This window comes from Flintibacter sp., assembly GCF_046973065.1.
This window is the reverse complement of sequence record NZ_JBKVXZ010000001.1, coordinates 45,768-60,072: the sequence shown is the minus strand read 5'-3', so window position 1 is coordinate 60,072 and position 14,305 is coordinate 45,768. Positions and strand designations below refer to the sequence as shown.

Genomic DNA, 14,305 nt, shown 5'->3' with positions numbered 1-14,305 from the left:
GCATAGCTATTTCTTTGAGATTCAAGGGGATACGTTACTCGCCCAGATACTTTTTCAGAACGGTCCGCACCGCACCCGGTCCGGCCAGCTCCTCCACAAACATTTCCTCCACGCGGCTACCAATGCCCGCCTGGTACAGGTCCACACCGAAGATGTTGGCGTTGGAGAGGATGTTCTTGAGCTGACCCTGGTAGCTCTCAGGCTTGCCCACTTCCACACCTGCCAGCTGCTCGGTGAGCAGAGGAAGCATGGGATCGGCGGAACGCTCAAAGGCATTGCCCTGATCGTCCACACCCAGCAGGTAGCGGCACCAGCCGGCAATGGCCAGGGGGATGGCCACCAGCTTTTTGGCATCGCCGTACTTCTCAACGTAGGCCTTAATGGTCTCACCGTAGCGGATGCCCACCTTCTGAGAGGTATCGGTGGCAATACGCTGGGGGGTGTCCGGCATAAAGGGGTTGGGGATACGCACCTGGAGAACCTCATCCACAAAGGCCTTGGGGGAGAGGATGCCGGGATCGGTGACCACGGGCATGCCCTCCACCGGACCAATCTGGTGGACCAGCTTGTTCAGCTGGGGATCCTTCATCTCGTCGGCAATCAGGGTGTAGCCCAGCACGTAGCCATATACCGCCAGGGCGGTGTGCAGGGGGTTGAGGCAGGTAGTCACCTTCATCCGCTCCACCTGATTGACAGTGTTCCGGTCGGTAAAGTACACCCCGGCCTTCTCCAGGGCGGGCCGTCCGTTGGGGAAGCGGTCCTCAATGACCAAATACTGGGGCCCCTCAGCGTTGACAAAGGGCGCGATGTAGGTGTTCTTGGAGGTGACCACAGGGACCATGCCCTCCACACCTAAGGCAGCCAGGTCCTGGCAGACGGAGTCGGCAGGTCGGGGGGTGATCTTGTCGATCATGGACCAGGGGAAGGAGACCTGGGCCTCGTCAGATACATAATCCACAAAGGCCTGATCCACAAAGCCCTTCTCCTGCCAGGCCTGGGCCATGGTCAGGATGGAGGTGCGCAGCTTCTCGCCGTTGTGGGAGCAGTTGTCCATGGACACCACCGCCAGGGGGGCCTTGCCGCTGTTGTAGCGGTGGAAGAGCAGGGCGCACACCACAGCCATGGCAGAGCCGGGCTTTTCAGGGCCGTTGTCGATGTCCGCCTGGGCGTTCTTCAGGGCATATCCCTTCTCGGTGATGGTGAAGGAGATCATCTGCAGGCCGGGGTTGGCGAAGATCTCTTTCAGACGGTCCCACTCCTGGGCCACATTGCTCTGGGCCTTGATGGCCTCGGTGAGGGAGCCCAGCACCCGCTTGTCGGTGCTGCCGTCGGCATTGAGGGTGACGGCCAGGACCAGATTGTCATAGGGGTGATAAATCTTGTCCACCACGTCAAAGTCAAAGGTCTCCACACAGGTGATGCCCTTGTCCGCCGCGCCGGAGGACAGGAGCTGATCGGCCAGTCCGCCGATAAAGATCCGGAAAATATTTCCTGCCCCGAAATGGACCCACACGGGCGCCTGCTTGGTGCGCTGGGCCACCTGGGCCACATCATAGCTGGGCAGCGCGATCCCCGCCGCCTGCCAGGCGGCCTGATCCTTTAATCCTTCTAACGTCAGCTTCATATCCGCTCACATCCTCATTAAAGATTCCGGGCGTCCTTGCGGATGGACTCCCAAAGGCCGCACAGGTAGGCCGCACCCAGGGCGCGGTCATACAGGCCGTAGCCGGGCATGGCCTTCTCGCCCCAGATCATCCGGCCGTGGTCGGGACGGATGGGACCGTCAAAGCCGGTCTCGTACAGGGCCTTCATCACGCCGTGCATGTCGAAGGTGCCGTCCTCGCTGAGGTGAGCACTCTCCTCAAAGTCCCGCATGCCGTCGTTGAAGCGCAGGTTGCGGATGTGGGCGAAGTGGATGCGGCCCTTGAGCATGCGCACGGTGGCGATGAGGTCGTTGTTCAGGTTGGTGCCGTAGGAGCCCATGCAGAAGGTGACGCCGTTGTGGGGGTTGGGAACCATGTCCATCATGCGCTTGAGCTTGGCCTGGCTGGAGATGATGCGGGGCAGACCGAACACGCTCCAGGCGGGATCGTCGGGGTGGATGGCCATGTTGATGTTATACTGATCACACACCGGCATAATGGCCTCCAGGAAATACTTCAGGTTATCAAACAGCTTGTCCTCGTCGATGTCCTTGTACATCTCAAACAGCTCCTGGACCTTGGCCATACGCTCCGGCTCCCAGCCGGGCATGACAGTGCCGTTCATATCGTCTTTGATGGCGTCAAACATTTTCTTGGGGTCCATGCGGTCGATGACATCCTGGTTGTAGGCCATGACGGTGGAGCCGTCCTCGCGCTTGCGGTCCAGCTCGGTACGGGTCCAGTCAAACACAGGCATGAAGTTGTAGCACACCAGATGGATGTCCGCCTTGCCCAGGTTCTCCAGGGTCTTGATGTAGGCGGCAATGTCCTTGTCCCGGTCGGGGCCGCCGGTCTTGATGGCGTCGCTGACGTTGACACTCTCGATGCCCGCCAGGTGCAGACCGGCGTCCTCTACCTCTTTCTTCAGAGCCAGAATCTCGTCCAGCTCCCACACCTCGCCGGGCAGCTTATTATACAGGGTGCTGATGATCCCCTTCACATAGCCGGTCTGTCGAATCTGCTCCAGGGTAACGGTATCATGCTCTTTGCCGTACCAGCGCATAGTCATTTCCATAGTAATTTACTCTCCTATCTTAAACATACGACTTTTATTTCATATTGGGTCCGGTGGTCATCAGCCGCCGGTAAAGAAATTCATGGGTACGATCACGGTGGCGGGGAACAGGATCATCAGCAGCAGAATGATCACTTCAGCCAGCAGGAAGGGCCACACGGCCTTGACCATACGCTCCATGTTGATCTTGCCGGCGCCGCAGGCCACGTTGAGCACGGTGCCCACCGGAGGGGTCAGCAGACCCAGCACACACATGAGGATGAACACCACGCCAAAGTAGCCGGTGTTGATGCCGGCGGCCTTGACGGCAGGCATCAGCACGGGGGTAAGGATCATGATGGTAGGAGTCACGTCCATGGAGGTGACTACCAGCAGAACGATGCCGCAGGTGACCAGCATGAGCAGGGTGGGGTGCTCGATGAAGGGAGCCAGAATGCTGGTGACAATGGCGGGAACATTGGCCACCGTCATCATCCAGGAGGACACCATGGCCGCCGCAGCCAGGAACATAATAATGGAAGAGGACTTGGCCGCAGAGACCAGGCATTCCATCAGCATGGAAAGCTTCAGCTCCCGGTAGACCACCAGGCCCACAAACAGGGCGTACACCGCCGCAATCACACCGGCCTCGGTGGGGGTAAACTTTCCGCTGCGCAAGCCCCACAGGATAAACAGAGGCAGAGCCAGCGCCCACAGGCCGTCCACAATGGCCTTGAGCACCTCTTTGGCGCTCTGGCGGGGCGCGGTGGGCAGCTTGTCCCGCTTGGCCACAAAGAACCACAGGATGCACAGAGAAATGGACAGGTAGCAGGCGGGAGCGATGCCGCCCATAAACAGCTCAGTGACCGACACACCCGCCTGCACGCCGAACACGATCATGGGCACGGAGGGGGGCATGATGGGGGAGAGGATGTTGCCCGCGGCGATCAGGCCGGTGCAGGTGTCCCGCTTATAGCCGGCCCGCACCATCATGGGAATGAGGATGGCGCCCAGGAAGGCGGTGGAGGCTACGGCGGAACCTACCATGCTGGCAAACACCAGGATGGCCAGAATGGATACGTAGCCCAGACCGCCCCGCACCGAGCCCACCAGGGCGTTGGCGGTGTTGACGATCCGCTTGGTAATGCCGCCCCGGTTCATGAACTCGCCGGCCATAATGAAGAAGGGGACGGCCATCATGGAGAAGGAGTCGGCACCGGAAAACAGGTTCTGGGCCAGGATCTGAGAATTGAATCCATCAGGAACAGCATCATACAAACGCCGCTGAACATCAGAGCAAAACACACCGGAATTCCGATGAGCATACCGCCTACCAGGGCGGCCAAAAATACCACAAGTGTCATTGCTTACTTACCTCCCTCTTCGTTCAGGCGCTTGGCATACTCCTCATCGGAGAGATCCTCGCTGCCCGTCTCAGCCATGATTTCGTCCTCATCGGTGGTCATGGACACGATGCTGGAGATCTCGGAGGGATGGGTCACGGCATACACAATGTTGGCAACCGCCATAGCTGCAATGGACACGCCGGTGATGATGCCCACAGAGTAGAGCAACGCATAAGAGATGCCCAGAGCGGCGGTGCGGGACTCGGTGTTCTGCAGAACCATCTTACCCGAACCGTGGACCAGGATACACATCAGCGCCGCGATCACCAGCTGAGAAACCACATACATCACCATCTGCAGGGGGCGGGGAACCCGGGAGATCAGTGTGTCCACGCCCAGATGGCCGTTGACGCGCATGGCGCTGATAGCGCCCACATAGGTAACAAAGACAAACAGGTAACGGGACAGCTCCTCAGACCAGGTCAGGCCGGAGTTGAAGCAGGTGCGCAGAACCACGTTCATGAATACGAACAGCACCATCAGACCGGTCAGAATACCGGTAAGATAGTCGATTCCTTTAAACAACTTATCCATTGTCGCGTTTTTCATCTTCACTCACCTCACTCAATGTCCGCAATCATCTGGCGGACTTCGGGGGCCCACTCATACTGGGAATCCAGATAGTCATAGACGGGCTGGATCATCTCCAGCATCTGCTGACGCTCTTCCTCGCTCATCTCGGTGACCGTCAGCCCCTCGTCCTTACAAGTTGTCTCGTGCTCCTCTCTCAAACTAACACGAGCTTCCCCCTTTCTGAATCTCTATGTTTTATGTCTGAGCACAATCATCATAATGCAATTATGAAAAGGAGTCTTAGTTATGAAAGCGGTCCGAATTGTAAAGCCTGAGCAGCTGGAGCTGATTGAAGTAGAAAAGCCGGTTATCAATGAAAAGGATAACGTCCTGGTTCGCATGACCGCCGCCGGTATCTGCGGTTCTGACGTGGGTATCTACCACGGCACCAACGCCGCCGCCACTTACCCCCGCATCATCGGCCACGAGATCGTAGGCGTGGTAGATCAGGTCGGCCCCAACGTCCAGAATCTTAAGGTAGGGGACCGGGTCATCGTCAACCAGGTCACTAGCTGCGGCGAGTGCTATCCCTGCCGGAAGGGCCGCGGTAATGTGTGCGATCACCTGGCTGTGCGGGGTGTGCACATTGACGGCGGTTACCGGGAGTTTATTGCCGTACCCGAGAGCGACTGTTACATTCTGCCCGACCAGCTGTCCGATGTGGACGCGGTCATGATTGAGCCCACAACCATTGCCATCCAGTCCTGCACCCGGGCTCAGCTGGAGCAGGAGGACATGCTTCTGCTCTATGGCGCGGGCGCTCTGGGCAGCTCCATTCTGCGTATTGCCCGTCAGATGTGCAGCCACATCATTGTCGCCGACATCATGGACGACAAGCTGGCCGAGGCCAAGGCCGCCGGCGCTAAGTACACCATCAACACCCAGAAGGAGGACTTCCTGGAAACGGTGCTGGAGTACACCCACGGCCGCGGCGCCACGGTCTCCATTGACGCCGCCTGCGTCAAGGACTCTCTGCTCAATCTGCTCAAGGCTACCGGCAACGCTGGCCGTGTGATCACCATGGGCTTCTCCACTGCTCCCACCGAGGTCAATCAGTTCCTCATCACCTCCAAGGAGCTGGATGTACGGGGTTCCCGCCTGCAAAACAAAATGTTCGGCAAGGCCATTGAGATGATCCACGCGGGCACGCTGAATCTCTCCGGCTCCGTCTCCCACACCTTCCCCCTGACCAAAGCCCAGGAGGCCTTTGATTTCCTGGATACCCGGGATCCCTCCATTCGAAAGATCGTTCTTACTTTCGACTTCTAAAAAAGAAGGTCTGGCATTTCCCCTGCTGAAGTGGTATGCTAGTATATGGATTTTTTTGCGGACCATTCCGCCAATCATATACCATATAACTGGAGAGGGGATCTTCCATGAAACTTCTTCCAAAGCTCCCCAGAGAAAATGCACGTTCCTACGCCATTCGGGTCTTGATGTATAATATTCAGACGCTGCAGCTGCCGCCGGGAAGCTCCATCAGTGAAAACGAGCTGTCCGCCGCGCTCTCTCTTTCCCGCACCCCCATCCGAGAGGCACTCATCGAACTGTCCCGCATGGATCTGGTGGAGATCATCCCCCAGCGGGGGAGCTATGTGACCAAGATCAGCTATGAGCGCATCGAGGAATCCAAGTTTCTGCGCCTGGTGGTGGAGGTTGCTGTCCTTAAGCTGGCCTGTCAGCAGGGCATCTCTCAAGAGTACCTGGACGCACTGGAAACAAACCTGAACGCCCAGCGGCAGTGTGCACAGACAGATGAATCGGAAAACTTCCTGAGCCTGGATGATGACTTCCACAAACTGCTCTTCCAAGCAGTAAACAAATCTCGTACTTACGATGTGGTAAAACGGATATGCTGCAATTTGACCGCCTGCGCATTATTTCCGCCACTTCGGGCATGAGCCAGTACACCATCCAGGACCACGAAGACATTCTCTATGCCCTGCGCCGCAGAGATGCCGAAATGGCCGAGATGCTCATGACTCGCCATCTCACCCGCCACAATCTTGAGAAGGATGAACTGCATCAAATCCATCCGGAATATTTTGTGGATTGAGCCGCTGTTTGAACATCGCTGCATTTCTCTGCCGGTACATTCCGCTCCTGGGTTCCACTGCCTGCAGGAAAGCACACAGATCTTACTTTTCAGCAAATATACCGATATCCTGACCGTGTTAAGACATACAACAAGAAGAGCCTTGAAATCTTTCGATTTCAAGGCTCTCTTTATATTTCGGCACAAAATTGTTTATTTCCGCCCTCAAACATAAACCTTTTCCATGGTTTTCGGGCGCAGTTTCCCAGAACACCTGCCGTATCTTTGCTGTTATATACGCTCCGTGTCCTATGTGTAAAACGTCACCACTGCTTCCGGCAGAGCATAGTACTTTAGATGCCGCGTCCCCAATTATTCTCGATGCACTCCGTTGTTCTATGAGTGGATATATTGAACAATTTTTCCCATTCATCTTCGTATGTTTTAGTTTTGGCCTTTTAAATTTTAATCAGCACTTTCTATAAACTGACTTACTTCATTTGCCTATTTTACATATTGCAGCACCCCCATGACACATCTCTTTCCAGCAAAATCATCCCAGCAACGCTTTCTTTCCGCCTCAGAATAGCCGCAATCTATCTGCGTCAAACAATAAAATGTTTTGCATTCTTTCGCCCCCTTTTATCCATGGCATATCTCATCAGAAAACACATTTCACTCCCCGCACTTTTTATCCCTTTTCAAATGCATAACATTAGATTTTAGCTAATATTATATTTAAAATAATATATTTGACGCAATAATAAATCTTCACTATGTTAAAGGCGTAAACTTTCCAACACATCCCGTTGGAAAAATAAGATAGTGAGGAGAGTGTTCCTATGGCAGCAGAAACAAAAGCAAAAAAGAGAGGGTTCCGCGCACCTCACGCACTGGTTATCATGGTAATTCTGGTCTGTATTACCGCGCTGCTCACCTATGTGGTTCCGGCAGGCGAATTTGACAGAACAGAAGACCCTGTCACCGGCAACACCATTGTGGTAGCGGATTCCTACCATCGGGTGGAACAGACCCCAGTCAGTCTGCTGAGAGTGCCGGGAATCATGTACCAGTCCATGGTAGATGCGGCCGACATCGTCATTTTCCTGCTGATGATCGGCGGCGCCTTTGAAATCATTCACTCTACCGGCGCCATCACTGCCCTGAGCTGCAAAGTGGCCCAGATTTGCGGGAAGCGAAAAAATCTGGTCATCATTTTCTTTATGGTGCTCTTCGCCATCTTTGGTACCACTATGGGCATGTCCACCGAGGTGTGCATCTTTGTCCCAATCGGTATTTCCGTCGTACTCCCAATGGGCTTTGACCGGGTAACCGGCACTGCCATGATCGCTATGGGTGCCGCTTGCGGATTTACTGCCGGCGTACTCAACTCCTTTAACGTAGGTGTGGCCCAGGAGATCGCAGAAGTTCCCCTGTTTTCCGGCGCGGGCCTTCGTGTTGCACTGCTGGTCGTGCTGGTTGCAGTAAGTAGCGCCTACATCATCCGCTACGCCAACCGGGTAAAGGCCGATCCTACTCGCAGCATCGTCTACGGATTGGGCAGCGAATATGAGTATGAAGAGGAGAGCCAGACCGTTGAGATGACCACCCGGCATGTTCTCATCCTCCTCACCGTCCTGGTTGCCTTTGTCGCCCTGATCTACGGCGTAAGCCAGATGGACTTCTGGTACGAAGAGATGACTGCTATCTTCCTGGTTATGGGCGTGGTAGGCGGCCTCATTGCCGGTTATGGCCCCAACAAGATTGCCTCTGTTTTCAGCCAGGGCGCCAAGGGCATCACCGGCGGTGCGCTGATCGTAGGCTTTGCCCGCGGCATCTCTCTGGTCATGGCCGATGGACAGATTATTGACACCGTTATCAATGCTTTGTCTCAGGTAGTCATGAACCTCAGCGGTCCGGTCCAGGTGCTTGGCATGTACGTAGTTCAGAATCTTATCAATGTACTGATCACCTCCGGCTCCGGACAGGCCGTCGTTGTGATGCCCATTATGGCTCCCATTGCCGACCTGGTAGGCATGAGCCGTCAAACTGCCGTGCTGGCTTTCCAGATGGGCGACGGTTTCTCCAATTCCATCCTGCCCACCTCCTCGGCTACCATGGGATACCTGTCCGCGGCTAAAATTCCCTATGAGAAGTGGCTCAAGTTCATGCTGCCCCTATTCGGCATTTGGTTTGTAGTAGGCGCCATCTTTATGCTCATCGCCTCTGCCATCGGCTATTAAGTGAACGCAAAACCCGTCAGAAGGAGGTTTTTGCATGACATACAGCGAGATCGCACTCCAACTGGATCAGGATCGGATCTGGGCGCATCTGACATATCTCAGTAAGCTGGACAAACTGTCGGGCAGCCCTGCTGCCCGGCAGGCCAGCACCTATATACTCCAGCAGCTGAAGCAAATCGGCCTGCCCTGCCACGAAGAGCATTTCGAGGAATTTTTAAGCAATCCAATTACCAGCTGCCTCACCCTGTCCGACGGCACCGTCATTTCCTCCCGTCCCCGTTCTTTTTCCGCCAACCGCCCGGAGGGAGTGACCGGAGAACTGGTTTTCGACCCTCACTGCCTGGACAAGCAGCCGGACTTGGTCCAGTGGGAGGCCCAGTTGGAGAGCTTCCGAGGCAAGATCGTAGTCGGACACGGCTTTGATGAACGATACATCAAGCGGCTGGAACGCCACGGTGTACTAGGCCTGATTCAGGTTTGGGAAAGCGGAGAACCCGGCATTCACGAAGACACCGCCAGCGGTGTATGGGGTACTCCCACCCAAGATTCCTCTCTGCTTCTTCCCACCATTCCCATTGCCGGCATCAGCGGAGGAGATGGACAAGCTTTGATCCAGCGTCTGGAGAGTCAGCGTCTGGAGGCCACACTGCAGGTACAGGTGGAGACCGGGGTATTTCCGGTAACCATGCCAGTGGCCGACATTCCGGGACGTACGGATGAATTTGTACTTCTCTCCTGCCACTATGATACCTGGTTTCTTGGCGCCACAGACAACTGCGCTGCCAACGCCACCGCCATTGAGATGGCCCGGTGCTTCTGGGTGCACCGGGAGGAACTGGAACGAGGAGTACGAATTGTCTGGTGGACTGGCCACTCCAATGGCCGGTATGCCGGTTCCACCTGGTACTGTGACCAGCATTGGCTTCAGCTCCACACTCACTGCGTCGCCCACATTACTGCCGATCTGTTGGGCAATCGGGGTGCAAACCGGGAAGGCATTCATACCACCGGGGCAGAGGGTCGGAAGTTTTTCCTGGAAACTGCGGCTGCGGCCGCTCTCGGCACAGAAGTAGACTTTTTTTCCATCGGACGGGGGGCAGACCAGTCGTTCTGGGGCACCGGCATCCCCTTCCATTTCTACAGCCGCTCCGTATGCAGATCGGAAGAAAAACAGACGGCTACTCCCGGCCCCGGAACCCCGTGGTGGCACACGGCAGAGGACACGCTGGATAAAGTAGACCCGACCGTGTTAGCCCGGGATGCCAGGATGTTCTATTTAAGTGCCTACCGTCTGGCTGCAGAACGCCGCCTCCCCTTTGCCCTGGAAGAGTACTTCTCCCAGACAGTACAAACGCTGGAAGACTGCGCCAAGCATTGCGACGTATGCTTTGATTTTGCTCCTGTACTGGATCAGGTGGCCTCCCTTTGGGCTGCGGTCCGGCAAGTAGCAGAAGACTGTCAGGAGGAGGACGCCCGCTGGAACCGTCTGGTCCGTGTGGTGTGCGGAACCATGAACCGGCTCAAGCAGAGCTATGGCTCTCCTTACGACCAAGATCTAGCCTTCTCTGCCAGCGGACTGTTTCCACGGCTTTGCTGCGTCAAGGGTAAACGAAGGGAAACCATGGGGGCGGAAGAATACCTGTTCCTATTCACCGATTTCATTCGCCAGAAGAACCGCATGATCGATGAATTGACCATACTGACCAACAAGATCCAGTCTTTCTGACAGAACATAGGAGGTCCCATAGATATGACAAATAAGCAGCTGTATCATCGGATCGACCAGGCTGCCGCAGAACTGTGTGCCATTTCCGATGATATTTTTGACCATCCCGAGCTAAGCGGCCGGGAGTACCACGCCTGCGAAGTACTTACCGCCTTCCTGGAACGGGCAGGCTTCCGCGTGGAGAAGGGGGTGGGCGGCTTGGAAACCGCTTTCCGCGCCACCTGGTCCAACGGTGCCGGCGGCCCCAACTTCGGCTTGCTTTGCGAGTATGACGCCTTGCCTGATCTGGGCCACGGCTGCGGCCATCACGCCCAAGGTCCGGCTATTCTTGGCGCCGCATTGGCTCTGAAGGATATGGCAGACGACAAGCCCTTCACCATCACGGTATATGGTACACCTGCTGAGGAGAGTATTGGCGGCAAAATCGTGATGCAAAAAAACGGCTGCTTTGAGGAACTGGACGTTGCTCTGATGTTCCATGCCGGACAAACTACCACCACTGACATCAAAAGTCTTGCCCTGTCCAGCTTCAAGGTCCGTTTCCACGGCCGCAGCGCCCACGCAGCCATGGCCCCAGAGGAGGGCCGCAGCGCTCTGGACGGTCTGATGCTTGCCTTCCAGGGAGTCGAATACATGAGGGAACATGTTCGCGAGGACACCCGGATGCACTATACAATCACCAACGGCGGCGGCGCGGACAATGTAGTCCCTGCCCTGGCAGAGGGCACGGTGACGCTGCGCTCCTATAACTGCGCCTATCTGGACACTGTAGTAGAGCGGCTCCGGGATATTATTGCCGGCGCCGGTCTGATGAGCGGAACCCAAGGAGAACTGGTGGAAGACCTGCCCTTTGACAGCAAGATCCCCGTGCTGCGTCTCAATCAGCTGCTGATGGAAAAGGCGCAGGCCCTTAACGCCCCCACCATCCGCCCCGCCCGGGAAAAAACAGGTTCCACTGATTTCGGCAATGTGATGTACCGTGTTCCCGGCTCCTGTATCCGGGTTGCCTTTGTGCCGGAGCACTGCGTAGCCCACAGCATGGAATATGTCCAGGCCGGAAAAAGCGAAGAAATGCATCAGGCGTTGCTCATTGCCGCCAAGGTTCTGGCGGCGGCCTGTGGAGACATGCTGGAACAGCCGGAACTGTTAACGGAAATTCGTGAGGAGTTTCGCCAGCGCAAGCAGGAACTGGGACGCTGAACCGCGGTATATGTTCCTGTTATCTCACGTTTGCCGCTGATCGCTCGAACACAAAACCATGTGTGAATCTGCAGCAAAAACACTACACAGATACGAATGAAAGAGCCCTGCCGGCCTTTTTGACCGGCAGGGCTCTTTCATTCTCTTTTCTTTATATCAGGACGCGACGCAAAACAGGAATATAAGAAACCATGGCAGCAAACAGGAAAGACAGCAGTATTGTGCAGCTGCTCCGAAGCAAAAGATAGGGGAGGAGTGCGGCATTTCCCAGAAACACCTTGGTAAACACATTTAAGCTCAGAACATGGCTCCAGTATATGCCAAATACCAAATCGGATGCTTTTTCCAGAGGGCAGGAAAATTTCTCCAGTCGGTCCGCGTACTTCTCAAACCAAGTGCGGAAAAACACCACGATCCCTGCCGCCAGCAGATAGTGGTTGAGCATATATCCGCCGTCCATGGGAAGAGAGATCCCTCCGGAAGACGCCTGGGCCAGATTGCCCAACAGACAGGCTCCGTAACCTGCCAGGCCCCCCAGATAGATTAGCACACGGGAAGCTTTGGGAAACTCTGCGCCGCCCAACAGGTATCCCAACAGGAAATACCCTATGTAGCCCTCCAACAGAGGGTTAAACAAATGGATATAAACAGGGAGAATATGATTTAAGATGGGCCGCAGTGTGGTTGGAAATAAAATAAGAACCCACAAAAAGACAAGCTGCCGCAAGGTACACTGGTCTACCATACGTTTCAAAAACGGGCAGAGCAGATAGATGCCTAGAAGGGTATAGACAAACCACATATGGTAGGTCACACCCTGATTCAGAAACCGGCTCAGGAAATCATGCAGGTCTATGGGGTGCTGTCTGTAACACGCCTCAGCAACATAGTAAATAATGCTCCATACTGTCAAAGGGATCACCAGTTTTGGAATATTCCGCCTATAAAATTCCCAGAGGTTCTCTGTTTTGGGGCTGCTGAGGAGCAAAAATCCGCTGATCATAAAAAACAGCGGCACACCGGTGCGGTCAAAGGGTTCCACAAGCATACACAGATACCAGGAGGGATGCTGATAAAACGCAGGGTTTTCCAGCGCAGCCATAATGCTGTGCAGAATAATCACGAAGATAATCGCCAAACAACGAAGGAAGTCCAGATATAGGATGCGCTGTTTCATACCGACACCTCCCAGTCCCTCTTAATACTATAATACGACATAATTTTAAGTACGCAACAAGTATTTAGGATGAAGAGATATATTCCATGCCGATGGCTGTCAGCACCGCGTGAGGAGGCCGGAGTTTTATGATCCCCATTCCCTTAGCCACGCCTGTGGTAAGCGAAATGCTGTCGGTCCTGATGCACAGCCCCTTTCCGTTGGTCGCCGCCATGAGTACTGCAGGCGCAGCCGGCAGCAGCGCGGCGATCTGATCGCCTGCGCCCACCTGCATCCCCTGCACTCCCTGACTGCCTCGTCCGTGGGATGTGATCTCCGCCGAACCCGCTCTCCGGACTGCCCGACCGGAACTGGTAATGATGAGGTACTCGGTGTTTGCCTCGTAGGGGCAGCAGAGCACCGCATGATCCTCATCCGCCAGAGTCATCCCGGCACAGAGGTCAGCACCTGGGGAGATAACTACATACAAATCCTTTGCCGCCAGCCTCAGCACCTTGCCCCGGGCACTGACAATCAGCAGATCCGCATGCGCAGAACATAGGCAGGCCGACACCAGCTTATCTCCCTCTGGCACCGCAACCAGTTGTCTGCCCTCCGGCGAGATCCGTCGAAGCCGCTCCAATGACACCCGACGAATACTCCCCCGGTCAGACAGGCAGGTAATGGTCCCATCTGACTGTCCCAGCTCCGGCCCCTGCAGCAGGATGCCTCCGCAGCGAAGGGCCTCATAGGCCGGATTGTCCGGCCGGCAAAAGTCCGGGCTGTCCAGCCGTTGGCCCGGCGCAAGCCGATACAGCATTCCGTCTGATGAGAGAATGAGTGCGGGATCCTGCTCCCTGCAACAAAACAGAGCCGCCGGCTCCATATGCTGCCCGTCAAGCAGCCGTTTGCCGGCAAGATTCCGATTGTAGATTGGCTGCCGGTCCGGCAGGGCCTGGATCTCGCCGCTACGTCCCAGAAGATAGAGGCTCCCAGGGGCAGCCGCCGTACCAAACACTTTCGCTTCGGGCCTGCCGGAGCGGACCGGAACAACCTGCTGCACGGGCTGCGGTATATCCACACACTCTGTAGGCTGCGGCAAAACCTGATCCGCTGGCTCCTCAGCCACAAGGGGTGTGAACTGAGGGATTTCCACTACATCTTGGGATCGGAAATTCGCGGCGGGATAGATCGCATGGAGAGACAGCGGGGCAGACTCATGGTCCAGGCTCTCGATCACGGCGGCAGGAGAGGGGAGCACCACAGTTC

Annotated in this window: 13 protein-coding genes; 6 read left to right on the top strand and 7 right to left on the bottom strand. The window is 55.8% G+C overall.

The genetic code is table 11. The features are described from left to right. Positions 1-34: 34 nt before the first annotated feature. The 5 genes from ACLTXB_RS00280 to ACLTXB_RS00260 all read right to left on the bottom strand — a co-directional run bounded on the left by ACLTXB_RS00280 (position 35) and on the right by ACLTXB_RS00260 (position 4,834). Positions 35-1,624 carry a mannitol dehydrogenase family protein gene (locus tag ACLTXB_RS00280; RefSeq protein ID WP_428225972.1) on the bottom strand — a complete coding sequence of 530 codons (1,590 nt, stop codon included), beginning with the start codon at positions 1,622-1,624 and terminating at the stop codon, positions 35-37. A gap of 17 nt (positions 1,625-1,641) precedes the next feature. Beyond that, positions 1,642-2,718 (bottom strand): mannonate dehydratase, encoded by a 1,077-nt coding sequence (gene uxuA / locus ACLTXB_RS00275; protein WP_428225971.1) that lies wholly within the window; start codon positions 2,716-2,718, stop codon positions 1,642-1,644. 60 nt (positions 2,719-2,778) lie between these two features. Continuing rightward, positions 2,779-3,975 carry a TRAP transporter large permease gene (locus ACLTXB_RS00270; RefSeq protein WP_428225970.1) on the bottom strand — a complete coding sequence of 399 codons (1,197 nt, stop codon included), beginning with the start codon at positions 3,973-3,975 and terminating at the stop codon, positions 2,779-2,781. Between the two features lie 89 nt (positions 3,976-4,064). Then, a complete protein-coding gene (locus ACLTXB_RS00265; protein ID WP_151075148.1) occupies positions 4,065-4,637 on the bottom strand; it encodes a TRAP transporter small permease in 573 nt (190 codons plus the stop codon). Positions 4,638-4,663: 26 nt separating this feature from the next. Further along, complete coding sequence (locus ACLTXB_RS00260) at positions 4,664-4,834, bottom strand: hypothetical protein (RefSeq protein ID WP_428225969.1); 171 nt, start codon at positions 4,832-4,834, stop codon at positions 4,664-4,666. An 88-nt stretch (positions 4,835-4,922) separates the two neighbouring features. Here ACLTXB_RS00260 and ACLTXB_RS00255 point away from each other — a divergent pair, with 88 nt between their 5' ends. From ACLTXB_RS00255 to ACLTXB_RS00230, 6 genes are all read left to right on the top strand, one after another. Continuing rightward, a complete protein-coding gene (locus ACLTXB_RS00255) occupies positions 4,923-5,945 on the top strand; it encodes an alcohol dehydrogenase catalytic domain-containing protein (RefSeq protein WP_428225968.1) in 1,023 nt (340 codons plus the stop codon). 107 nt (positions 5,946-6,052) lie between these two features. Further along, positions 6,053-6,577 carry a GntR family transcriptional regulator gene (locus ACLTXB_RS00250; RefSeq protein ID WP_428225967.1) on the top strand — a complete coding sequence of 175 codons (525 nt, stop codon included), beginning with the start codon at positions 6,053-6,055 and terminating at the stop codon, positions 6,575-6,577. Next, the gene (locus tag ACLTXB_RS00245) at positions 6,529-6,732 is read left to right on the top strand and encodes an FCD domain-containing protein (RefSeq protein WP_428225966.1); all 204 of its coding nucleotides are present in this window, start codon (positions 6,529-6,531) and stop codon (positions 6,730-6,732) included. The genes ACLTXB_RS00250 and ACLTXB_RS00245 overlap by 49 nt, the downstream gene beginning before the upstream one ends. An 821-nt stretch (positions 6,733-7,553) precedes the next feature. Then, positions 7,554-8,954 carry a YfcC family protein gene (locus ACLTXB_RS00240; protein ID WP_151075147.1) on the top strand — a complete coding sequence of 467 codons (1,401 nt, stop codon included), beginning with the start codon at positions 7,554-7,556 and terminating at the stop codon, positions 8,952-8,954. A gap of 34 nt (positions 8,955-8,988) precedes the next feature. Continuing rightward, positions 8,989-10,680, top strand: a complete 1,692-nt coding sequence (locus tag ACLTXB_RS00235) for a M28 family peptidase (RefSeq protein ID WP_428225965.1) — start codon at positions 8,989-8,991, stop codon at positions 10,678-10,680. A 24-nt stretch (positions 10,681-10,704) separates the two neighbouring features. Beyond that, positions 10,705-11,880, top strand: a complete 1,176-nt coding sequence (locus tag ACLTXB_RS00230; RefSeq protein WP_428225964.1) for a M20 family metallopeptidase — start codon at positions 10,705-10,707, stop codon at positions 11,878-11,880. A 151-nt stretch (positions 11,881-12,031) separates the two neighbouring features. On the opposite strand, the gene ACLTXB_RS00225 is transcribed toward ACLTXB_RS00230, so the two are convergent. Together ACLTXB_RS00225 and ACLTXB_RS00220 are read right to left on the bottom strand one after the other, a co-directional pair. Then, on the bottom strand, positions 12,032-13,057 hold the full coding sequence (locus ACLTXB_RS00225; RefSeq protein WP_428225963.1) for an acyltransferase: 1,026 nt from the start codon (positions 13,055-13,057) through the stop codon (positions 12,032-12,034). Between the two features lie 64 nt (positions 13,058-13,121). Further along, positions 13,122-14,297 carry a DNA gyrase C-terminal beta-propeller domain-containing protein gene (locus ACLTXB_RS00220; RefSeq protein WP_428225962.1) on the bottom strand — a complete coding sequence of 392 codons (1,176 nt, stop codon included), beginning with the start codon at positions 14,295-14,297 and terminating at the stop codon, positions 13,122-13,124. Positions 14,298-14,305: the final 8 nt, after the last annotated feature.